At 73.3% G+C, this 22,841-nt stretch carries 14 protein-coding genes; 9 read left to right on the forward strand and 5 right to left on the reverse strand.

Going from position 1 to position 22,841, the window contains the following annotated elements:
* Nucleotides 1-16: 16 nt before the first annotated feature.
* From KUM32_RS07005 to KUM32_RS07020, 4 genes are all read right to left on the reverse strand, one after another.
* Nucleotides 17-628: an ADP-ribosyltransferase gene (locus KUM32_RS07005; RefSeq protein WP_217140923.1), complete on the reverse strand. Its 612-nt coding sequence runs from the start codon at nt 626-628 to the stop codon at nt 17-19.
* 97 nt (nt 629-725) lie between these two features.
* Entirely contained in the window at nt 726-1,229 is a 504-nt protein-coding gene (locus tag KUM32_RS07010) for an ATP-binding protein (protein ID WP_217140924.1), read from the reverse strand.
* Nucleotides 1,230-1,556: 327 nt separating this feature from the next.
* Entirely contained in the window at nt 1,557-2,324 is a 768-nt protein-coding gene (locus tag KUM32_RS07015) for an enoyl-CoA hydratase/isomerase family protein (protein WP_217140925.1), read from the reverse strand.
* Nucleotides 2,325-2,482: 158 nt separating this feature from the next.
* Nucleotides 2,483-3,736: an Ig-like domain-containing protein gene (locus KUM32_RS07020; RefSeq protein WP_254405154.1), complete on the reverse strand. Its 1,254-nt coding sequence runs from the start codon at nt 3,734-3,736 to the stop codon at nt 2,483-2,485.
* 429 nt (nt 3,737-4,165) lie between these two features.
* On the opposite strand from KUM32_RS07020, the gene glgX reads away from it, so the two are divergent.
* The 8 genes from glgX to KUM32_RS07065 all read left to right on the forward strand — a co-directional run bounded on the left by glgX (nt 4,166) and on the right by KUM32_RS07065 (nt 19,061).
* Entirely contained in the window at nt 4,166-6,427 is a 2,262-nt protein-coding gene (gene glgX / locus KUM32_RS07025; protein WP_217140926.1) for a glycogen debranching protein GlgX, read from the forward strand.
* A gap of 453 nt (nt 6,428-6,880) precedes the next feature.
* Nucleotides 6,881-8,281 (forward strand): sulfatase, encoded by a 1,401-nt coding sequence (locus KUM32_RS07030; RefSeq protein ID WP_217140927.1) that lies wholly within the window; start codon nt 6,881-6,883, stop codon nt 8,279-8,281.
* 124 nt (nt 8,282-8,405) lie between these two features.
* Nucleotides 8,406-10,286: an ABC transporter ATP-binding protein gene (locus KUM32_RS07035; protein WP_217140928.1), complete on the forward strand. Its 1,881-nt coding sequence runs from the start codon at nt 8,406-8,408 to the stop codon at nt 10,284-10,286.
* Complete coding sequence (locus KUM32_RS07040; protein ID WP_217140929.1) at nt 10,283-12,151, forward strand: ABC transporter ATP-binding protein; 1,869 nt, start codon at nt 10,283-10,285, stop codon at nt 12,149-12,151. Before KUM32_RS07035 ends, KUM32_RS07040 begins: the two co-directional genes overlap by 4 nt.
* 28 nt (nt 12,152-12,179) lie before the next feature.
* On the forward strand, nt 12,180-14,258 hold the full coding sequence (locus KUM32_RS43320; RefSeq protein ID WP_308408614.1) for an ABC transporter ATP-binding protein: 2,079 nt from the start codon (nt 12,180-12,182) through the stop codon (nt 14,256-14,258).
* A complete protein-coding gene (locus KUM32_RS07055; RefSeq protein WP_217140930.1) occupies nt 14,255-16,048 on the forward strand; it encodes an ABC transporter ATP-binding protein in 1,794 nt (597 codons plus the stop codon). Before KUM32_RS43320 ends, KUM32_RS07055 begins: the two co-directional genes overlap by 4 nt.
* A gap of 291 nt (nt 16,049-16,339) precedes the next feature.
* The gene (locus tag KUM32_RS07060) at nt 16,340-18,379 is read left to right on the forward strand and encodes a M4 family metallopeptidase (protein ID WP_217140931.1); all 2,040 of its coding nucleotides are present in this window, start codon (nt 16,340-16,342) and stop codon (nt 18,377-18,379) included.
* Between the two features lie 172 nt (nt 18,380-18,551).
* Nucleotides 18,552-19,061 (forward strand): DUF1990 family protein, encoded by a 510-nt coding sequence (locus KUM32_RS07065; protein WP_217140932.1) that lies wholly within the window; start codon nt 18,552-18,554, stop codon nt 19,059-19,061.
* A gap of 118 nt (nt 19,062-19,179) precedes the next feature.
* Here the strand turns inward: KUM32_RS07065 and KUM32_RS07070 are convergent, their stop codons facing one another.
* On the reverse strand, nt 19,180-21,798 hold the full coding sequence (locus KUM32_RS07070; RefSeq protein ID WP_217140933.1) for a glycosyltransferase family 1 protein: 2,619 nt from the start codon (nt 21,796-21,798) through the stop codon (nt 19,180-19,182).
* Between the two features lie 311 nt (nt 21,799-22,109).
* Between KUM32_RS07070 and KUM32_RS07075 the strand changes: the two genes are divergently transcribed.
* On the forward strand, nt 22,110-22,841 hold a 732-nt coding region (locus tag KUM32_RS07075), incomplete at its 3' end, for a maltotransferase domain-containing protein (RefSeq protein ID WP_217140934.1).

Consider the following 22,841-nt stretch of genomic DNA (forward strand, 5'->3'; position numbering starts at 1 on the left):
GCCGGGGCCGGGGCGGTCAGTGCCAGGGCTTGTAGTGCGGGTTGCTTTCGCACTCGCTCATGATCTCGGTCTTGGTCTGCCGGTCGACCGGGCAGACGCCGATGACGTACTGCCGCTGGATGCCGCCGGGGAAGGCGACCTCGACCTGGTCGGCCCACTTGTGGGTGTCGCCGATGGTCTTGTTGACGTCGATGCCGCCCGGGGCGTCGATGTAGTAGTTGTAACCGGACTTGTACCAGGTCTTGTACAGGTCGTGGTCGTAGGTCGTCGACACGTAGGGCGAGGGCTGGTTGACCAGGACGTACTTCTCGACGTCGTACTGGCCGTTCTCGACGTCCCTGGCGTGGAAGCCCTCCTCGAAGATGACCTGCGGGCCGCGGCTGTCACTGCGGTAGAGGGTGCCGCACGTGGTACGCCAGACCGGCTCGGGCGTGATGCGGTCGACGTCGACGTCCCGGTCGGCGGCGGCCTTGATCTTGTCGTCGAACTGGGGGCAGGCGGGGGCGGCCTTGGCGGGTGCCGTCGTCGTGGCCGCCGTCCCGGGGACGGTGGCGGCCGAGGTGGCGAAGACGGCGGACAGGGAGAGGGCGACGGCGACGGTCCGTCGCCGCAGGCGAGTGGCGATCATGCGGGTACTGTCCCGGGTCCGCGCCGCCGGTTCACGGAACGTCACCCGTAGGCGGCGTGTCCGGCCAACGGCGTTGCCACCGGCGGGAGACGGCCCTTCAGCGGTCCGCCACCCGCAGCTCGAACCACGTCGTCTTGCCGCGCGGCAGCAGATCGACGCCCCACCGGTCGGACAGCTTGTCGACGAGGAAGAGGCCACGCCCGCTGATGTCCGTCTCCTGCACCGGCATCAGACACGGCAGCCCTCTGGACGGGTCGCGGACCTCGACGCGGATCCAGCCGGGGCGGTGACGCATGTGGAGGCCGAAGACACGGGCACCGGTGTGGCGTACGGCGTTGCCCACCAGCTCGGAGACGAGCAGGACGGTGTCCTCCGTGACCTTGGGTCCGAGGTTCCACTGGCGCAGGACCACGACCTGGGCCAGTCGGCGGGCGGTGGCCGCGGACTCGGGGAGGGACGGCAACACCACCTCACGCTCCGTCGGACTGCCGTACGACTCCAGCGCCTTGAGCGCCCGTTCGTCCTCGACCGCCGGCGACCAGCGCGCCACGGTCGCACGTCCGGCTCCCCGCGGCTGTTCCGTACCCTCCAGCCCCGCCATGCCCCCCATCATGGCCGCCCTCGGGTGGGCTCCGTGGCCGTTCCCCGGGAATGCACCCTTGCGGAGCCCGGCCCGGCAGCGGCCGATCGGCATATGCCAACGGCACGTGAAGGTCAGCGCGAGCCCCTGACCTGGGCCGACGCTTCGGCCACAGGCGTGCACCGGCCCTGCGGCGGACAGGGGGCGGACGTGCGGCGGGCTCCCTCGACCAGACGCGCTTCGGGGTGCGTTAAGGCGGCCATAACCTGCCCCGTCGAGGGATCCGGACCGGGCGGCACGACGGTTGCGGACGCGCCGTGCCGGTCTCGGAGCGGATGCGGGGACCCGTCAGAGGAACTTCGCCTTCCCCGGGCCCTCTTCCACGAAGCTGCGCATGCCGCGTTCGCGGTCCTCGGTGGCGAACAGGCCGGCGAACCAGTTCCGTTCGACGGCGAGGCCGGTCTCGATGTCCGTCTCCAGGCCCGTGTCGATCGCCTCCTTGGCCGCGCGCAGGGCGATCGCGGGGCCCTTCGCGAGCCGGGCGGCCCAGGCGTGCGCCTGCTCGTACACCTCGGCGGCGGGCACCACCCGGTCCACGAGGCCGAGCGCGAGTGCCTCGTCGGCCTTCACCTGCCGGCCCGTGAAGATCAGGTCCTTGGCCTTGGAGGGACCGATCAGCCGGGACAGCCGCTGGGTGCCGCCGGCGCCCGGGATCAGGCCGAGCAGGATCTCCGGCTGGCCCAGCCTCGCGTCGTCCCCGGCGATGCGGAAGTCGGCGCAGAGCGCCAGTTCGCAGCCGCCGCCGAGCGCGTAGCCCGTCACCGCCGCGACGACGGGCTTGGGGATGCGGGCCACCGCGGTGAAGGAGTCCTGCAGGGCACGGGCGCGCGGGATCATCGCCGCGTGGTCCATCACCTGCATCTCCTTGATGTCCGCGCCCGCCGCGAACACCTTCTCGCCGCCGTAGATCACCACGGCGCGTACGTCGTCGCGGCGGGTGGCCTCCTCGGCGAGCTCCTTCAGCCGGTCCTGCGTGGCGACGTCCAGCGCGTTCATGGGCGGGCGGTCCAGACGCAGCGTGCCGACGCCGTCCGCGACTTCGAGATGTACGGTCATGCTCCGCAGGTTAGCGGGCGTTCACGCCCGGCGGCAGTCGCGGGTTCGCCGTCGGCCCGCGGACGGTGGCGGGGTCGCTCGCGCCCACGGCGGAGCCGCACACGGGGACAGCCCGCGCCCCTGCGGGGCGCGGGCTGTCGACCTGTCGACCCGGCTCGTTACGCCTTCCACTTCTCCCAGGACATGTTCCAGCCGTTGAGGCCGTTGTCCGGGGCGATGACCGCGTCGTTGGAGTTCTTCACCACGACCACGTCGCCGATGAGCGAGTTGTCGAAGAACCAGGCGGCCGGCGCCTTCTCGTCCCAGCCGCCGCGCACGTCGCGCAGGCCGATGCAGCCGTGGCTGGCGTTGCGGTTGCCGAAGGCGTCGCCGCCCCAGTAGTTGCCGTGGATGAAGGTGCCGGAGGTGGACAGGCGCATGGCGTGCGGGACGTCCTTGATGTCGTACTCGCCGCCGTAGCCGACCGTCTCACCGTTCATGCGGGTCACGGGGAGCCGCTCGGTGATGACCATCTGGCCGTTCCAGGTCTCGTAGCCGGGCGCACCGGTGGTGACCGGAATGGTCTTGACGGTCTTGCCGTCCCGCATGACCGTCATCGTCAGCTTCTTGGCGTCGACGACGGAGACCTGGCTGCGGCCGACGGTGAAGGAGACGGTCTTGTCCTGCTTGCCGTAGACGCCGTCGCGGCCCTCGACACCGTCGAGGTCGAGGTCGACGGTGACCTTGGTGCCGGCCTTCCAGTACTTCTCCGGGCGGAAGTCGAGACGGTCGTTGCCGAACCAGTGGCCCTCGACCTCGACGGCCGGCTCGGTCTTGATGCGGATGGCCTTCTCGACGTCCTCCGGGTTGGTGATGCCCCGGGTGAAGCGGATCGAGAACGGCATACCGACGCCGACCTTCGAACCGTCCTCGGGTGTGAAGGAGCCGGTGAAGGTGTTCTTCGGCGTCAGAGTGGTGAAGCGGGAGTCCTCGGCCGCCGTGCGGCCCTCGGAGTCCTTGGCGACCGCGTGCACGGTGTACGTGGTGGAGGCGGCCAGGTGGGTGGACGGCGTCCAGGTGGCGCCGTCCCCGGATATCTCGCCGTCGACCTTCTCGCCCTCGGCGTCCTTGACCACGACCTCCGTGAGCTTGCCCTTGGCGGCGCCGACCTTGAGGACGCCGCTGGTGTCGACGGCCTTGGCCCCGTTCTGGGGGGCGATGGTGACGACCGCCTCGGACTGCTTGCTCTCCGCCGCGGTGGAGTCCTTGGCGTTCTTGCCGCCGTCGTCCCCGGCCCCCGAGCCGCCCCCGCCGCACGCTGTCAGTGTCAGCGTCACGCCCAGTGCCAACGCCGGCAGTACCCTGCCGCGTCCCTTGCCGCCCCGCCCCCGGATGCCCGCCGGTGACGCCCCCGATATCGGACGCACGTTCAACTTGTCTCCCCTCGACGGGCCTGGTTCGGCCCGCGCCCCATGTGTGCCTGCGCGCACCGGCGCATCGTAACCGCAGGCCAGGGGCGCGTGGGACAGGGGAATTGTCACCGTTCCGTACCGAGTTCGCGGCCGGGGCGGTGTTCGACTCACCGCACCGCCCGCCTGCCACTCCTTCCCGCTCGTGCGCCCCCCGCCGGGCCCGCTGCCGCGGGGGCGTCCTCCCGTGCGGCCCCCGCGCGCCGTGCGCGCCCATGCACGGGCCATCGTGGGCCCCCGCGCCGACCGGTCCGCCCGGGTGAAACGTGAGTGCGAGCCACGCGGTGGGCAGAACAGTGGGGAGGACGACGCGACGGGGAGCGACGGTCGGGACACCGTGCGCCCTTCTCCCGTCCTCGCCACGTCGTTCCACGAGCCGCAGGAGGCTGACAGGTGTCCAGCGCAGCCGAGCAGGAGGCGGTGGCCGGGAAGCAGGCCGCCGAGCACGGGCGCCCCGACGTCGTGGTGAACGGCGCGCGGCGTGCCGCGTCACCGCCCGCCGTGCCGGCCTGGCCGGGCACACCGGTGCCGCTGGGCGCCCGGTTCCGGACCGGTCCGGACCAGGTGGCGGGGACGAACTTCGCGCTGTGGGCGGGCGGGGCGGAGGCGGTGGAGCTGTGCCTGTTCGACGAGCCCGGTCCCGGCGGTGGGGAGAGCCGGGTGCGGCTGACCGAGCTGACGCACGAGATCTGGCACGGCTTCGTGCCGGGGGTGCTGCCCGGGCGGCGCTACGGCTACCGGGTGCACGGCCGCTGGGACCCGTGGACCGGCGCCCGCTGGAACCCGGCGAAACTGCTGCTCGATCCGTACGCGCGCGCGGTGGACGGCGACTTCGGGCTGCCGCCGGAGGTGTACGGGCACGTCCGTGACTGGCCCGAGCAGCACGTGGCCGACACCGTGCGCGACGACCGGGACTCGGCGCCGTACGTCCCCAAGGGGGTCGTCGTCCACGACGACGACGACTGGGCGGACGACCACCGGCCCAAGACGCCGTGGGCGGACTCGGTCATCTACGAGCTGCACGTGCGCGGCTTCACCCAACTGCACCCCGGCATCCCCGAGGAACTGCGCGGCACCTACGCCGGTCTGGCGCATCCGGCGGCCATCGAGCACCTGACACGGCTGGGCGTGACGGCGGTGGAGCTGCTGCCGGTCCACCAGTTCGCGCACGAGGACCACCTGCTGAAGCGGGGCCTGAGGAACTACTGGGGTTACAACTCGATCGGCTACTTCGCCCCGCACGCCGCCTACGCCGCCTCCGGCACCACCGGCGAGCAGGTCGGCGAGTTCAAGCGGATGGTGCGCGCGCTGCACGCGGCCGGCATAGAGGTGATCCTCGACGTGGTCTACAACCACACGGCGGAGGCCGGCGAGCTGGGCCCGATGCTCTCCCTGAAGGGCATCGACAACCGCGGCTACTACCGCCTCCAGCCGGACGCGCGCCGCTACGCCGACTACACCGGCTGCGGCAACACCCTGCACGTCGTGCAGCCGCACGTCCTGCGCCTGATCACCGACTCGCTGCGCTACTGGGTGACGGAGATGGGCGTGGACGGCTTCCGTTTCGACCTGGCGGCGGCGCTGGCCCGCTCCATGCACGACGTCGACATGCTCTCCCCGTTCCTCGCGGTGATCGCGCAGGACCCGGTGCTGCGGCGGGTGAAGCTGATCGCCGAGCCCTGGGACGTCGGCTCGGGCGGGTACCAGGTGGGCGCCTTCCCACCGCTGTGGACGGAGTGGAACGACCGCTACCGGGGCGCCGTACGGGACTTCTGGCGCCACGCCCTGCCGGACGTGCGGGAAATGGGCTACCGCCTGTCGGGCTCCAGCGACCTGTACGCCTGGGGCGGCCGCCGCCCGTACGCGTCGGTCAACTTCGTCACCGCGCACGACGGCTTCACGCTCCGGGACCTGGTGTCGTACGAGCGCAAGCACAACGAGGCCAACGGCGAGGGCAACCGGGACGGCACGGACGACAACCGGTCCTGGAACTGCGGCGCGGAGGGCGAGACGGACGACGAGGGCGTGCGGGCGCTCCGGCGGCGCCAGCTGCGCAACCTGCTGACCACGCTGCTGCTGTCGACCGGGGTCCCGATGCTGGTCGCGGGCGACGAGATGGGCCGCACCCAGGGCGGCAGCAACAACGCCTACTGCCAGGACAACGAGATCAGCTGGGTGGACTGGAGTCTGCTCGACGACCCCGGATGGCGGCCGTTGTTCGAGCTGACCTCCCGGCTGATCGCGCTGCGCCACCGGCATCCCGTGCTGCGCCGCCGGGCGTTCTTCTCCGGCCGGGCGCACTCCGCCGACGGACTGCGCGACCTGGCCTGGTTCACGGCCCGGGGCACGGAGATGACGGAGCGGGACTGGTACGCCCCCGCCGCCACCCTCGGCATGTACCTGTCCGGGCGGGACATCCCGGGCCGGGACGAGCGCGGCGCGCCGATCACCGACGACAGCTTCCTGGCCGTCCTGCACGCCGGGGAGCGCCCCGTCCCCTTCGTCCTGCCGGGACCGCCGTGGGCGGAGCGGTACGAGGTGGTCGTGGACACCGGCCGGGAGGAGCAGTCGCAGGCGCCGGACGAGGAGTTCGCGGCGGGGGGCCCGATCACGGTGCCGGGCCGGACAGTGCTGCTCCTGAAAGTCGTCGGCTGACCTCCGCGGCCCGCCGCGAGCCCGGGACCGCCGGCCTCACCGGGTCGCCCCGGGCGCGTTCGAACGTGTCCGGTGCGTCCGGGCGCGTCCGGTGTCGCCAGGGAGGCGTGTGAGCGCGTCGGGACGCGGCTGGTCCCGTCGGGCCCCGGCCCGGTTCGTGTCGGTTCCCGTTCCGGCTCGTTCCGGATCGTTGCGGCTCGTTGCTGCTCGTTGCGGCTTCGTGAACGTGGCGGTGATCTTCTTGACGGTGCAGCGGGCCGGTTGGCAACGTCCCAGGTCATGAGGCCCATCGCCGTTCACCGCGGCGTGCGCGTCACGCTCGTGACGCGACGCCATGTCGACCTGTGCCGCCAGTGCGGCGCCGCCTGTCGCTGACCCGCGCCCCCGCGCCCTCCTCGCGCTGGTCTCCGCCTCTCCCGCCCCCTCTCCCTCCTTCTCCCCCCAGGATCACTCATGCCCGGAATATCCCGTCGTGCCTTCGGTGGTCTGGTCGGCGGCGGAGCGGTGACGGCCGTCGCCGGTACGCCCGCGACCGCCTCGGCCGCTCCCGCCGAGCGCCCCTTCCGCTCCCGTCCCGCCTCCGCCCGGCCCCGCAGACGCCCCAACATCCTGTTCGTCCTCGGCGACGACCTCGGCTGGGCGGACCTGTCGTCGTACGGCTCCCCGCACATCCGGACGCCGCATCTGGACCGGCTCGCCGCGCAGGGGGTGCGCTTCACCAACGCCTACTCCGGGTCGGCGACCTGCTCCCCGACCCGGTTCAGCCTCTACACGGGCCGCTTTCCGGGCCGTACCAAGGGCGGGCTGGCCGAGCCCATCGGCAACCGCGCCCAGGGCCTGGACCCGGACCACCCCACCCTCGCCTCGCTGCTGAAGAACGCGGGTTACGCCACCGCGCTGATCGGCAAGTGGCACTGCGGCTGGCTGCCGGACTACAGCCCCACCAAGTCCGGCTGGGACGAGTTCTTCGGCAACTTCGGCGGCGCCCTGGAGTACTTCTCCAAGCTCGGCCAGCTCGGCGACTACGACCTCTACGAGGGCGACGCCGAGTACCAGGACCTGCGCTACTACACCACCATCCTGACCGAACGGGCCGTCGAGTACGTGTCCCGCGACCACGACAGGCCCTGGCTGCTCAACCTCAACTTCACCACCCCGCACTGGCCGTGGCTGACCGAGGACGACGCCGAGACGGGTGCCGGGATCGCGGCGAAGCTCCGGGCCGGGGGCGGAGTGCGTGCGCTGGCGCACAACGACGGCGGGTCGGTGGAGAAGTACACGGAGATGGTCGAGAACCTGGACGCCTCGGTCGGCAAGGTGCTCACCGCGCTGCGCCGCTCCGGCCAGGAGGAGGACACGATCGTCGTCTTCGCCAGCGACAACGGCGGCGAGCGCTTCTCCTACCAGTGGCCGCTCAGCGGCGCCAAGTCGGAACTGCTGGAGGGCGGCATCCGGGTGCCGACCGTCCTGCGCTGGCCGGCCCGGATCGACGGGCACCAGGTCAGCCACGAGCCCGTCTACTCGCCGGACTGGACGGCGACCCTGCTGGAGCTGGGCGGCGCCCGGCCGCACCCGGCGTACCCGCTGGACGGCCACAGCTTCGCGGGCTATCTCCTGCGCGGCGAGGACGCACCCGAGCGCGACCTGTTCTGGCGGGTGCGGGGCAACCGGGCGCTGCGCCGGGGCGACTGGAAGTACTACCGGGACGCGAACGGCAAGGACCACCTGTTCGACCTCGCCGCCGACGCCCGTGAGCAGGCCGACCTCGCCGCCGACCGGCCGGGGCTGCTGGCCGAACTGAAGGCGGCCTGGGAGAAGGTGGACGGCACGCTGCTGCCGTACCCGGCGTCCTGACCGACGCGGGCGGACGGGGGCGCGCCCGGAGGCGCGTCGCCCGTCCGGGCAGTGCCTCCTACGACCCCGCCGACGGCGGAAACTCGGTGGGCAGTACCGGTGGTGAACCGTAGGCTCGCCGCTGATGCCCACGACACCTGTACCCGCCAAGGACCGTTCCGCCGTACGTTCCCTGCTGCGGCTGTGGCCGTACGTCCGTCCCGTGCGGGCGCGGCTGTCGACCGCCGCGTTCGTGGCGATCCTCGCCTCCTGCGTGGGGCTGGTGATCCCGCTGGTCCTGAAGTGGATGGTGGACGGGCCGGTCGCCGACCGGGATCCGGCGGGCGTGTGGCTCGGCGCGCTGTACCTGCTGCTCCTGGGGCTGGCGGAGGCGCTGCTGTTCGGGTTGCGGCGGTGGCTGGTGGCCCGGCCGCTGGCGGGCGTCGAGGCGGGGATGCGGGCGGACCTGTACCGGCACCTGCAGCGGCTGCCGGTGGCCTTCCACGACCGGTGGCCCTCGGGGCAGTTGCTGTCGCGCGGGACGACGGATCTGATGCTGCTGCGCATGTTCCTCGCCTTCCCGCTGACGTTCCTGCTGGTCAACGGGGTGACGATCCTCGTCGGCGTGGGGATCATGCTGGTGCAGGACTGGACGCTGGGGCTGGTGGTCCTCGGACCCGCCGTGCCCGTCGTGATCACCTGCGCGTTCTTCGAGAAGAAGTACTCCGAGGTGGCGCGGCGCGCGCAGGACCAGGTCGGGGACCTGACGACCGTGGTCGAGGAGAGCGTGCTCGGCGTCCGGATCATCAAGGGGTTCGGGCGGCACCGCAGCCAGGCCCGGGCCTTCCACGAGCTGTCGCACACGCTGCGCGGGACGGAGCTGCGCAAGGCACGGCTGCTGGCGGCCATCTGGGCGGTCATCGTGACCCTGCCGGAGCTCGCGATCGGGGCGGCGCTGGTGGTCGGGGCGGTGCAGGTGGCGGACGGGTCGCTGTCGGCGGGCACGCTGGTGGCGTTCCTGTCGACGGCGCTGGCCCTGCGCTGGCCCGTCGAGTCGATCGGCTTCCTGCTGGCGATGAGTCAGGAGGCGGCGACGGCGACGGACCGGTACTTCGAGGTGATGGACGCGGAGGTCGAGTCACCGGGGGCCCCGCGCGGGTCCGGGTCCGCACCGGGGGGTGGGTCGCGCGGCCCGGCGGTGCGCAGTGCCTCCCGGGCCGTTCAGGCACCGGGAGAGGCTCGAAGGCCCGCAGCCGGGTCCGGGGGCGGCGTGCGGTTCGAGAACGTCCGGTTCCGGTACCCCGACGCGCCCCCCGGCTCCCCGCCCCTCCTCGACCGCGTCGACCTGCACATCCGTCCCGGCGAGTCCATGGCCCTGGTCGGCGCGACCGGCAGCGGCAAGACGACGCTGACCGCGCTGATCCCCCGTCTGCACGAGGTGACCGACGGCCGGATCACGCTGGACGGCCAGGACATCACCACCCTGCCCCGCGAGGAGCTGCGCGCGATGGTCGCCGTGGCCTTCGAGGAGCCCACGCTCTTCTCGGCGAGCGTCGGCGAGAACGTGCTCATGGGCGCCGGTGACGGGGCCGGTGACGAGGAGCTGCGGCGGGCGCTCGCCGTCGCGCAGGCCGACTTCGCGCACGCCCTCCCGCAGGGCACCGGCACCCAGGTCGGCGAGCAGGGCCTGAGTCTGTCCGGCGGGCAGCGCCAACGCCTCGCGCTCGCCCGGGCCGTGGCCGGCAGGCCGAGGTTCCTCGTCCTGGACGATCCGCTGTCCGCGCTGGACGTGCACACGGAGGCCGCCGTCGAGGCCGCCCTGCGCCAGGTGCTCGCCGACACCACCGCCCTCATCGTGGCGCACCGCCCCTCCACGGTGCTGCTCGCCGACCGGGTGGCGCTGCTGTCCCGGGGCAGGATCGCCGCCGTCGGCACCCACCAGGAACTGCTGCGGACGAACGCCGAGTACGCGCATCTGATGTCGGGCGCGCGGGAACGGCAGGAAGAGGAGGACGAGCAGCGATGACTGCCCCCACCACGTCCCCGCCCGCTCCCGGCCGGGCGGAGGATCCGCCCCGCTCCGAGGGCGCGGAGCACCCCGGTGACGACTTCGACCGCGACGTCCTGCCCAGCCCGCCGGGCGCCACGGCCACCCTGCTGCGTTCCCTGCTGGCGCCCATGCGGGCCCGGGTCGCCGTCACCGTCGTGTTCCTGCTGCTCCAGCAGGCTGCCGTGCAGGCCGGTCCGCTGCTGGTGGCGTACGCCATCGACCGCGCCGTGCCGGCCTTCCGCGACCACGACCGGGGTCCGCTGATCGCGGTCGGCGCCGGTTACCTGCTGTGCGCGCTGGCCGCCGGCGCCCTGCAGTACGCGTTCATCGCGGTCTCCGCCCGCGTGAGCCAGGACGTGCTGCTGGACCTCAGGGGGCGGATCTTCCGCCACGCGCAGGCGCTGAGCGTCGACTTCCACGAGCGCTACACCTCGGGCCGGCTGATCTCGCGCTCCACCACGGACGTGGAGTCGCTGCGCGAACTGCTCGACGAGGGCCTGCAGGAGCTGGTGACGGTCGTCCTCTCCTTCGTCTACATCGCGGCGCTGCTGCTCTGGCTGGACCTGGGGCTCGGTGCCGTGGCGGTGGCGTCGTTCGTGCCGCTGTACGGGCTGGTGCGGACGTACCGGCGGCGCGCGGACCGGGTGTACCGGGAGCGGTCCACGGCGATCGCGGCGGTCATCGTGAAGTTCGTGGAGACGATGAACGGCATCCGGCCCGTGCGCGCCTTCCGCCGCGAGGCCGCCAACGACGCCGACTTCGCCGCACTGAACGGGCGCCACGAGCGGACCAACGGCGACGCGCTGCTCGAGATGGCCCGTTACGTCGTCGGCTCGCGCCTGGTCGCCAACACGGCCGTCGCGGGCATCGTGCTGTGGGGCGCCTACCGGGTCGCCGACGGCACGCTGGCGCTGGGCGTGCTGGCGGCGGCGGTGCTGTACCTGCGCCGGCTGTACGACCCGATCGACCGGCTCGGCATGTTCCTCAACTCCTACCAGTCGGCGGCGGCCTCCCTGGAGAAGATCGCCGGGCTGCTGGCGCAGACGCCGTCGGTGCCCGAGCCGACCGCGCCGAAGGAGCTGCCGCCGCTGAAGTCGGAGCACCCCGGGCGTGAGGTCGTCTTCGACGGGGTCCGCTTCGGCTACCGCACCGGCGGCGAGGTGCTGCCCCGCTTCGACCTGACGCTGCCGGCGGGACAGACGGTCGCCGTCGTGGGCTCGACCGGCGCGGGCAAGTCGACGCTGGCCAAGCTGCTCGCCCGGTTCTACGACCCCTCCGACGGGCGGGTCCTGCTGGACGGCACCGACCTGCGCGACCTGGCCGTTCCGGAGCTGCGGCGCGGGGTGGTGATGGTGACGCAGGAGGCGTTCCTGTTCTCCGGCACGGTCGCGGAGAACATCGCCATCGGCCGGCCGGAGGCCACGCGGGAGGAGATCGAACGGGCCGCGAAGGCGATCGGCGCGCACGACTTCATCAGCGCGCTGCCCGACGGCTACGACACCGACGTGCGCAAGCGCGGTGGCCGCATCTCCGCCGGCCAGCGGCAACTCGTCGCGTTCGCACGGGCGTTGCTCGCCGACCCGGCGGTGCTGATCCTGGACGAGGCGACCAGCTCGCTGGACGTTCCCGGGGAGCGGGCGGTGCAGCGGGCGATGGCGACGGTGCTGAAGGGCCGTACGGCGGTCGTGATCGCGCACCGGCTCTCCACCGTGGAGATCGCCGACCGGGTGCTCGTGATGGAGCGGGGCCGGATCGTGGAGGACGGCCCGCCGGACGAACTGATCGCCGGCCCGGGCCGGTTCGCGGACCTGCACCGGGCGTGGCGGGACAGCCTCGCGTGAGCGGCGGCCGAGGGGACGGGCGGGCACGGTGATCGACGCGTACGAGGACCCCGGCACGCCCGACCGCCGGGGCGGCTGGCGCTATCTGGGGTGGCTGGTCCGGCGGCAGTGGTGGCGGTGCGCGGCGGGCGCGGTGCTCGCCAGTGTCTGGATGGTGCTGCTGGCGGCGACGCCCTACCTGATGGCCCGGGCGATCGACCGCGGTCTGGAGCCCGGCGACCGGGGCGCGCTGGCGCTGTGGACCGGGGCGCTGGTCGTCGTGGGGGTGTTCAACGCCTGGCTGGGCGTCATGCGGCACCGCGTGATGACGCGGGTCCGGATGGACGCCAACTTCCGCACGGTCAAGGTCGTCGTCGGACACGCCGTGCGGCTGGGGGCTGCGCTGCGCGGTCAGGTCGGGGCCGGGGAGGTCGTCACCATCGGGGTCGGCGACGTGCAGACGATCAGCCAGTCCCTGACGGCCGTGGGCCCCGGCGTCGGAGCGGTCGTCGCCTACGCCGCCGTCGGCACGCTGATGCTGTCGGTCTCGACGCAGCTCGCCCTCGTGGTGCTGCTCGGTGTGCCGGTCCTCGGTGTGCTGCTGGGGCCGCTGATGGGACGGTTGCAGGGCAGGGAGGCCGAGTACCGGGAGCGGCAGGCGGTGCTGACCGCGCGGATCGGCGACCTCGCGGGCGGACTGCGGGTGCTGAACGGGCTGGGCGGCAAGAACCTGGTCGCGGACGCCTTCCGCCGGGACTCGGCGCGGCTGCGGGCGCAGGGCTACGAGGTCGGGGCGGTGACCAGCTGGATCCAGGCCATCGGCGTGGGGCTGCCGATGCTGTTCCTGGCGCTGGTGACCTGGCTGGGGGCGCGGCTGGCCGCGCAGGGGCACATCAGCGTGGGCGAACTGGTGTCGGTGTACGGCTATGTGGTGGCGCTGGGCTGGCCGGTGGCGTTCCTCATCGAGATGGGCCACCAGCTCAGCCGGGGCGTGGTGGCCGCCCGGCGCGTCGTCGCCTTCCTGCGGCTGGAGCCCGCGGCGGACGACGGCACGCGCGACGCCCCCGCGGAGCCCTCGGCGCTGTACGACCCGGCCTCCGGGGTGCGGGTATCACCGGGCCGGCTGACCGCGCTGGCCGGGGCGCGCCCCGCGGACGCCGCCGCGGTGATCGACCGGCTCGGCCGGTACGCCCCGTCCGACGTCACCTGGGGCGGGGTACGGCTGGACGAGGTGCCGCTCGCGCGGGTGCGGGAGCGCATCCTGGTCGCGGAAGCGGAGGCCGACCTGTTCGCGGGCCCCCTGCGCGCTGTGATCGGCGCGGCGGAAGCCCACCCGGACGAGGGGGACCGCCTCGATCCGCGGCTCCGCCGCATCGAGACGCCCCTCCACGAGGACCCGGCACACCCCCGGCGACACACCGACACGGTCGGGGAACCGGACGCGACCGACGCGGCGCACCCCCGCCCGGGCGGCGCGGAGGGAGTCGAACCCCCGCCCCCTCCCCCGGGCGCGACCCGTCACAAGCACCCGGCACACACCCGACGGCATACCGAGACCCACCCAGGCACGGAACCCGATGCCATCGACGCGGCGCACCCTCACCCGGGCGGCGCGGACGGAGTCGAACCCCCGCCCCCTCCCCCGGGCGCGACCCGCCCCGGCGAAGCCGCAGCCGTCCGAGGGCGGGCTCGGGCGGCCTCGGAGGCGGACCTGTTCCGGGCCGTGCACGCGGCCGCCGCGGACGACATCGTCCGGGGCCTCCCCGACGGACTCGACACCCTCGTCGCCGCCCAGGGCCGCACCCTCTCCGGTGGCCAGCGCCAGCGCGTCCGGCTGGCGCGGGCGCTGCTGGCCGATCCGGAGGTGCTGCTCGCCGTGGAGCCGACCTCCGCGCTCGACGCCCACACCGAGGCCACGGTGGCGGACCGGCTGCGGGACGCCCGCACGGGCCGTACGACCGTGGTGGCCGGCACCTCGCCGCTGGTGCTCGACCGGGCGGACGTCGTGCACTACCTGGTCGACGGCAAGGTCATGGCCACCGGAAGCCACCGTGAACTCCTCGGCGCCGAGCCGGGTTACCGGGCCCTCGTCGCGCGGGACGGCGAGGAAGAGGAGGCGGTCCGATGACGCCGGGGACACCGGGTACGCCGGACGCGCCGGGGCAGCTGCCCGTCGCCGAGCGTGCCGACGTCCGGCGGGCGGCGGCCCACCTGGTGCGCGCCGACCGGCGGGCCTTCGCGCTCGTCCTCGGCCTGAACGCGCTCGCGGCCCTGGCCGGACTCGCGGGCCCGTGGCTGCTCGGCCGGATCGTCGACGAGGTGCGCGCCGGGAGCGGGGTCGACGCCGTGGACCGGATGGCGCTCGCCATCCTGTTGTGCTCGCTGGCACAGCTTCTGCTGGCCCGTTGGGCCCGGTACGTGGGGCACCGCTTCGGTGAACGGACGCTCGCCCGTGTGCGGGAGCGGTTCGTGGACCGGACGCTGGCCCTGCCCGCCTCCGTGGTGGAACGCGCCGGCACCGGCGACCTGACGGCGCGCGGCACGGGCGACGTGTCCACCGTCGGCACCACGCTGCGCGACGCCGGGCCGGAGCTGCTGGTCAACGCCGTGCAGGCCCTGTTCCTCACCGGGGCCGTGTTCTTCCTCGACCCGCTGCTCGGCCTGGTCGGCGTGCTGGGGCTGACGCCGGTCGCCTTCGGGCTGCGCTGGTACCTGCGCCGTGCGCGGGCCGGTTACCTCGCCGAGGGCGCGGCCACCTCGGACGTCGCCGAGAGCCTCGCCGCCACGGTCGCCGGGGCCCGTACCGTGGAGGCGTTCCGGCTGGGCGACCGGCGCGTGGCGGCCAACCGGGAGGCGCTGGAGGCCTCGCGGCGCACCCGCTACCACACCCTGTACCTGCGCAGTGTGTTCTTCCCGACGGTGGACGTGTCGTACGTCCTGCCCGTGGCGGGCGTGCTGCTGGTCGGCGGGGCCCTGCTCACGCGCGGGGCGGTGAGCCTCGGGGCGGTGGTGGCCTGTGCCGTGTACCTCCAGCAGCTGGCCGGGCCGCTCGACGAGGTGCTGATGCGGATCGAGCAGCTCCAGAGCAGCGGCGCCTCCTTCGCCCGGGTGGAGGGGCTGGCGCGGGCCCCGCGGGCGGCGACGGACGACTCACTGGTCCCGGCGGACGACCGGATCGACGTGCGCGGCGTGCGGTACGCCTACGACCGCGGCGGCCAGGTGCTGCACGGCGTGGACCTGACCGTGCGGCCGGGTGAGCGGCTGGCGGTCGTCGGGCCGTCCGGGGCGGGCAAGACAACGCTGAGCCGGCTGATGGCGGGCGTCGACGCGCCGACCGAGGGCTCGGTGACGGTGGGCGGGGTGCCCGTGGCCGGCCTCGGGCCGGAGCGGCTGCGCCGCCAGGTCGTGCTGGTCACCCAGGAGCACCACGTCTTCCTCGGCTCGGTCCGCGACAACCTCCTGATCGCCGAACCGGAGGCCACGGACGAGCGGTTGTGGGCCGCGCTCGCCGCGGTGGGCGCCGACGAGTGGGTGCGGGAGCTGCCCGACGGCCTCGGCACCGAGCTGGGCACGGGCGGTCACCGAGCGGACGGCTCGCAGGCCCAGCAACTCGCGCTGGCCCGGGTGGTGCTGGCCGACCCGCACACGCTGATCCTGGACGAGGCCACCGCCCTGCTGGACCCGGCGACGGCCCGGCACACCGAGCGCGCCCTGGCCGCCGTGCTGCGGGGCCGCACGGTCATCGCCATCGCGCACCGCCTGCACACCGCGCACGACGCCGACCGGGTGGCCGTGATGGAGGACGGCCGGCTGACCGAACTGGGCACGCACGACGAGCTGGTGGCGGCGGGCGGGACGTACGCGGCGCTGTGGGGGTCCTGGCACGGGGAACCGTCGCCCGATCCGGTTACTGACTGACCGGGCAGTCAGTACGGCACCAAGGCGTCTGTTTCGTATATCGAACATGAACACCCGAACAACGAACGATTTCCGGCCAACTTACTGACGCGCTCCTGACAAGTCGGCCGTTCTCCTGCCAGTCTTCCCCACGGCCGCTCCGCAGCGCCCCACAGCTTCCTCACCAGCGCTGTGCCGCGGCCGGCTCACAGCACGTGGTTACTGCGTACCGCACAGTACCGCCCGGCCGGCCCACCCGCCGTCCGGTCTCCCCTGGCCGCGCGACCCGCGGCCGCGCAGAAGGAGTCAGTGTTGAGCAGCAGTACTCCCCACAGACGCACCTCCCACACCCCCTCCCGCCGCACGCACCGCCGCGCCGCGGCCGTCGCGCTGGCCGGTGTCGCCGCGCTGATCGCCACGGCGGTCCAGTCCGGGGCCGCCACCGCGGCCCCCCGGCAGGCTCCCGCACCGGGCGCCGAGCTGGTCGAGCTCACCCCGGCCCAGCGCGCCGAGCTGATCGCCGACGCCGACGCCGCCAAGGCGAAGACCGCCGACGGTCTGAGGCTCGGCGCCAAGGAGAAGCTGGTCGTCCGCGACGTGCTCAAGGACCGCGACGGCACCCTGCACACCCGCTACGAGCGCACCTACGACGGACTGCCCGTCCTCGGCGGCGACATGGTCGTCACCACCGACTCCGGCAGGACCGAGCGGGTCGTGAAGGCCACCTCCAAGCCGATCAGGCCGGCCACCGTGACGCCGAAGATCTCCGCGGCGAAGGCCGAGACGCAGGCCGTGTCCGCCGCGAAGGCCGCCGGCGCCGAGAAGCCCGAGGCCGACCGCGCCCCGCGCAAGGTGATCTGGGCGGCGAACGGCACCCCGGTCCTGGCGTACGAGACGGTCGTCGGGGGCCTCCAGGAGGACGGCACCCCGAACGAGCTGCACGTGATCACCGACGCCGCCACCGGCGCGAAGCTCTACGAGTACCAGGCGATCCACAACGGCACCGGCAACACCCTGTACAGCGGCACGGTGACGCTGGGCACCGCGCAGTCCGGGTCGTCGTACACGCTGACCGACACCACGCGCGGCAACCACAAGACGTACAACCTCAACCGGGGCACCTCCGGCACCGGCACGCTCTTCTCCGGCTCCGACGACGTGTGGGGCAACGGCAGCGCGTCCAACGCCGAGACCGCCGGCGCCGACGCCCACTACGGTGCCGCGGTGACCTGGGACTACTTCAAGAACGTCCAGGGCCGGTCCGGTATCCGCGGCGACGGGGTGGGCGCCTACTCCCGGGTCCACTACGGCAACAACTACGTCAACGCCTTCTGGTCGGACAGCTGCTTCTGCATGACGTACGGCGACGGCGAGGGCAACGTCAACCCGCTGACGTCCATCGACGTGGCCGCGCACGAGATGACGCACGGCGTCACCTCCAACACCGCGAACCTCAACTACAGCGGCGAGTCCGGCGGCCTCAACGAGGCCACCAGCGACATCTTCGGCGCGGCCGTCGAGTTCTACGCGAACAACTCCTCCGACGTCGGTGACTACCTCATCGGCGAGGAGATCGACATCAACGGCGACGGCACCCCGCTGCGCTACATGGACAAGCCGAGCAAGGACGGCGCGTCCAAGGACTCCTGGTACTCGGGGCTCGGCGGCATCGACGTCCACTACTCGTCGGGACCGGCCAACCACTTCTTCTACCTGCTGAGCGAGGGCAGCGGCACCAAGACCATCAACGGTGTCACCTACGACTCGCCCACCTCGGACGGCCTCCCGGTCACCGGCATCGGCCGCGAGAAGGCGGCGAAGATCTGGTTCCGCGCGCTGACCACCAAGTTCACGTCGACCACCAACTACGCGGGCGCCCGCACCGGCACCCTCGCGGCGACCGGTGAGCTGTACGGCACCGACAGCGCCGAGTACAAGGCGGTCCAGAACGCGTGGGCGGGCATCAACGTCGGTTCCCGCCCCGGTGACGGCGGTGGCGGCGACGGCACGACCTTCGAGAGCACCACGGACGTCAACATCCCCGACTACGGGTCGGCGGTGACCTCCTCGGTCACGGTCTCCGGCCGCACCGGCAACGCACCGAGCAACCTCCAGGTGGGCGTGGACATCGTGCACTCGTGGCGCGGTGACCTCCAGATCGACCTGGTCGCGCCGGACGGGTCGACGTACCGTCTGAAGAGCAGCACCTACGACCCGGCGGAGGACGTGCACGAGACCTACACGGTCAACGCCTCCTCCGAACCGGCCAACGGCACCTGGAAGCTGCGCGTCCAGGACAAGGGCTCGCAGGACACCGGCTACATCGACGCCTGGCGGCTCACCTTCCCGTAGGCCCGCAGGCCCGTAGACCCGCAGGTGCGTGGGTCCATGGGCCCACAGGCCCGCAGGCCCCCCAGACAGGGCGCCGTCTCCGGAGGTTCGACTCCCGGGGCGGCGCCCTCTCCACGGCCGGCGGCGGCACCCGGAACGCGGGTTCCACGGTGCCGCCCTACCCTTGGTGCCCATGTCCTTCACGTACGACGACGTCGGCGCCACCCGCGAGCAGGGTCCCTGCCCGCCCGGCTTCCGCCCCCTGCACGTACGCACGCGCCTCGGGGAGGGCGAACAGGTCTACCAGCGCGCGGTCGAGGCCGTGCTGACCTGGCGGATGCACCGGGAGATGGGCGTCGGCATCGACGCGAGCGCGGAACGTGCCGCGCCCGGCGTCGACGTCACCGTCACCCTCGCCGGGATGATCAAGGCACCCTGCCGGGTGGTGTGGACGCTGGACGAGCCCCGCCGGGCCGGCTGGGCCTACGGCACGCTGCCCGGCCACCCGGAGTCCGGCGAGGAGGCCTTCGTCGTGGACCGCACCGGGGACGGCACGGTCTGGCTGACCGTGCACGCCTTCAGCCGCCCCGCGAAGTGGTACGCCAAGGCCGGCGGACCGGCCGCCCGGGCTTTCCAGCACGCGTACGCCCGGCGCTGCGGCGCCGTCCTGCGGCGGCTGAGCGGCGGTGACGCGGCGGACTGAGCCCCCAAGCCCCCCTCGCCGACGGACCCCACCTCGCCGGCAACCGTCACCTCCCCGGCGGCCGTCACCTCCCCGGCAACCGTCACCTCCCCGGCGGCCGTCACCTCCCCGGCGGCCGTCACCTCATCAGCAGTCCCGCCGCATCCGCCAGCTCGTCCGACGGCACCGCGACCAGCCCCGCCTCCGCACCCGACGCCAGCAGCCGGTGCGCGGGCAGGATGCGGACCGTGTAACCGAAGGGGCCGGTGCGGTCCAGGGCGAGCGGGCCCTCGTACACCCAGCGGCCCTCCAGGTCGGGGCCGCCCAGCGGTTTCAGCGGCACGGTCGTCGCGCCGGTGATCCGGTCCTCGGAGTCCACCCGGCCGGAGACCGCCTGCACCTCCACGTCCTCCGGGGCGAGGTCGCCGAGGTTCACCCGCACCCGGAGCCCGAGGGTCGTGCCGAGCTCGGCCAGGGCGGTGGCCGCGGACGTCTCCACGTGGTCGACGCTCACCCCCGGCCAGGCCCTCCGCAGCCGGGCCTTCCATTCGGCGAGCCCGCGGGCGGAGTCCGGGTCCATCGCGCGGTGCGCCGCGGCCGCCGGGGCGTAGAGCCGCTCGACGTACTCGCGGACCATGCGGCCGGCCAGCACCTTGGGTCCGAGCAGGCTCAAGGTCCGGCGGACCATCTCGATCCACCGGTCGGGCAGCCCGCTCGCGCCCCGCTCGTAGAAGCGGGGGGTGATCCGCTGCTCCAGCAGGTCGTAGAGGGCGGCGGCCTCTATGGCGTCGCGCCGCTCCGGGTCGGTGCCCACACCGTCGGCGGTGGGGATCGCCCAGCCGAAGTCGGGCCGGTACCACTCGTCCCACCAGCCGTCCCGCACGGACAGGTTGAGGCAGCCGTTGAGCGCGGCCTTCATGCCGCTGGTCCCGCACGCCTCCAGCGGTCGCAGGGGGTTGTTCAGCCAGATGTCGCAGCCCGGGTAGAGCTTCTGCGCCATCGCCATGCCGTAGTCCGGCAGGAACACGATGCGGTGCCGCACCCGCGGGTCGTCCGCGAACCGCACCAGTTCCTGCACCAGCCGCTTGCCCCCGTCGTCCGCCGGGTGCGCCTTGCCCGCGACGACGATCTGGACCGGCCGCTCCGGGTGCAGCAGCAGCTCCGTCAGCCGGTCCCGGTCGCGCAGCATCAGCGTCAGGCGCTTGTACGACGGGACGCGCCGCGCGAACCCGATGGTGAGCACGTCCGGGTCGAGGACGCCGTCGATCCAGCCCAGCTCGGCCGTCCCGGCGCCCCGCTGCCGCCAGGAGGCGCGCAGCCGCTCGCGCACCTCCTCCACCAGTTGCTCGCGCAGGGTGCGGCGCAGCTCCCAGATGTCCTGGTCGGGGATGTCGGCGACGGAGTCCCAGCGGTCCGAGTCGCCGACGGTCAGCGCGTCCTCGGCCCGCTGGACGCCGATCTGCCGGGCACCGAGCCGGAACACCTCCGGGGCGACCCAGGTCGGGGCGTGCACCCCGTTGGTGACGGAGGTGATCGGTACCTCGTCGGCGTCGAAGCCGGGCCACAGGCCGGAGAACATCTCCCGGCTGACCGCGCCGTGCAGCAGGGAGACGCCGTTGGCGCGCTGGGCCAGACGCAGACCCATCACGGCCATGTTGAACAGGCCGGGTTCGCCGCCGGGGTAGCTCTCCACGCCGAGCCGCAGGACGCGTTCGACGTCGATGCGCGGGAGTTCGGCGTCGGGGCCGAAGTGGCGGGCGACCAGCTCGCGGTCGAAGCGGTCGATGCCGGCCGGGACCGGGGTGTGGGTGGTGAAGACGGTCCCGGCCCGGACCGCCTCCAGCGCGGAGTCGAACGCGAGCCCCTCGTCGCAGAGTTCGGCGATGCGTTCCAGGCCGAGGAAGCCGGCGTGGCCCTCGTTGGTGTGGAAGACCTCCGGCGCGGCGTGGCCGGTGAGCCGGCAGTACGTCCGTACGGCCCGGACACCTCCTATGCCCAGCAGCATCTCCTGGAGCAGCCGGTGCTCGCTGCCGCCGCCGTACAGCCGGTCGGTGACGCCCCGTTCGCGCGGCTCGTTCTCCTCCACGTCCGAGTCCAGCAGCAGGAGCGGGACGCGGCCGACCTGGGCGAGCCAGACACGGGCGCGCAGTTCCCGGCCGCCGGGCAGCGCGAGCGCGACGTGGGCTGGGGTGCCGTCGGGCTCCTCGAGGAGGGCCAGGGGCAGCTCGTGGGGGTCGAGGACGGGGTAGTGCTCCTGCTGCCAGCCGTCCCGGGACAGGGACTGTCGGAAGTAGCCGTGGCGGTAGAGCAGGCCGACACCGATGAGGGGCACGCCCAGGTCGCTGGCCGCCTTCAGGTGGTCGCCGGCCAGGATGCCGAGGCCGCCGGAGTACTGGGGCAGGGCGGCGGTGATGCCGAACTCCGGTGAGAAGTAGGCGACGGCGGCGGGGAGCCGGCCGGGCTGGGCCTGGTACCAGCGGGCGCCGGTCATGTAGTGGTCGAGGTCGTCGGCCACCGCGGTCAGCCGGCGCAGGAAGCGCCGGTCCTCGGCCAGTTCCGCGAGACGCGCGGGCGCGACGGTGCCGAGCAGCCGTACCGGGTCGCAGGCGGACGCGGCCCAGCACTCGGGGTCGACGGACTGGAAGAGGTCGCGGGTCTCCGGGTGCCAGGACCACCGCAGGTTGCGGGCCAGATCACTGAGCGGCCGGAGGGAGTCGGGGAGAACGGGACGGACGGTCAGTCGACGGATCGCCTTCACCCTCACGACGTTACGGCGTCGATGTGTCCCGTGCCGGGCGCTTCGCCCCCGGACCTCCGATTCGGCCTGAAAGGCGTCGTTCCCGGTCACCGGACGGGCTAATAACCACCGGCGTGACGATCTCCGGGCGGGGAAGATGTCCGGTCAGCGTCGCCGTGCGTGTCGACATACGCGCGAGTAGTTAACACAGTGCCGGATTGCCCACCCGAAGAGTGTGGGAAGGCTCCTGCGGTACACCCCACGTGCACCCCAGCAGGACCCACCTCCCCAGAGTCATCCGCCCACCCACGTTGACGCGGACAGGAGCGGTCATGCCCGCCACGCACCACTGGTCAGCACCCCCCGCGGACGGCACCACCGTCGTCGGACGCATCCCCGTCCTGGACGTCCGCCCGGTCGTCCGGGACGGACGAAGGCCCGCGAAGGCCGTCACCGGCGAGTCGTTCGAGATATCGGCCACCGTGTTCCGTGAGGGGCACGACGCGGTCGCCGCCAATGTCGTCCTGAGAGATCCGCGGGGCCGGCCGGGCCCGTGGACGCCGATGCGGGAGCTGGCCCCGGGCACCGACCGCTGGGGCGCCACCGTCACCGCCGGCGAGCCCGGACTGTGGTCGTACACCGTGGAGGCGTGGGGCGACCCGGTCACCACCTGGCGCCGCCACGCGCGGATCAAGATCCCGGCGGGGACGGACACGGATCTGGTCCTGGAGGAGGGCGCCCGGCTCCACGAGCGCGCCGCCGCGGACGTACCGGGAAGCGCGGACCGGCGCGCGCTCCTCGCCGCCGTCGACGCGCTGCGGGACGAGACCCGCCCGGCCGCGTCGCGGCTGGCGGCGGCGTTGACGCCCGAGGTGGACGCGGTACTGGCCCGGCACCCGCTGCGGGAGCTGGTCACCACCTCCGACCCGCTGCCCCTGCTCGTCGAACGCGAACGCGCCCTCTACGGCGCCTGGTACGAGTTCTTCCCCCGCTCCGAGGGCACCCCCGAACAGCCCCACGGCACCTTCCGCACCGCCGCCCGCCGGCTGCCCGCCATCGCCGCG

The organism is Streptomyces sp. AC627_RSS907 (assembly GCF_019049165.1).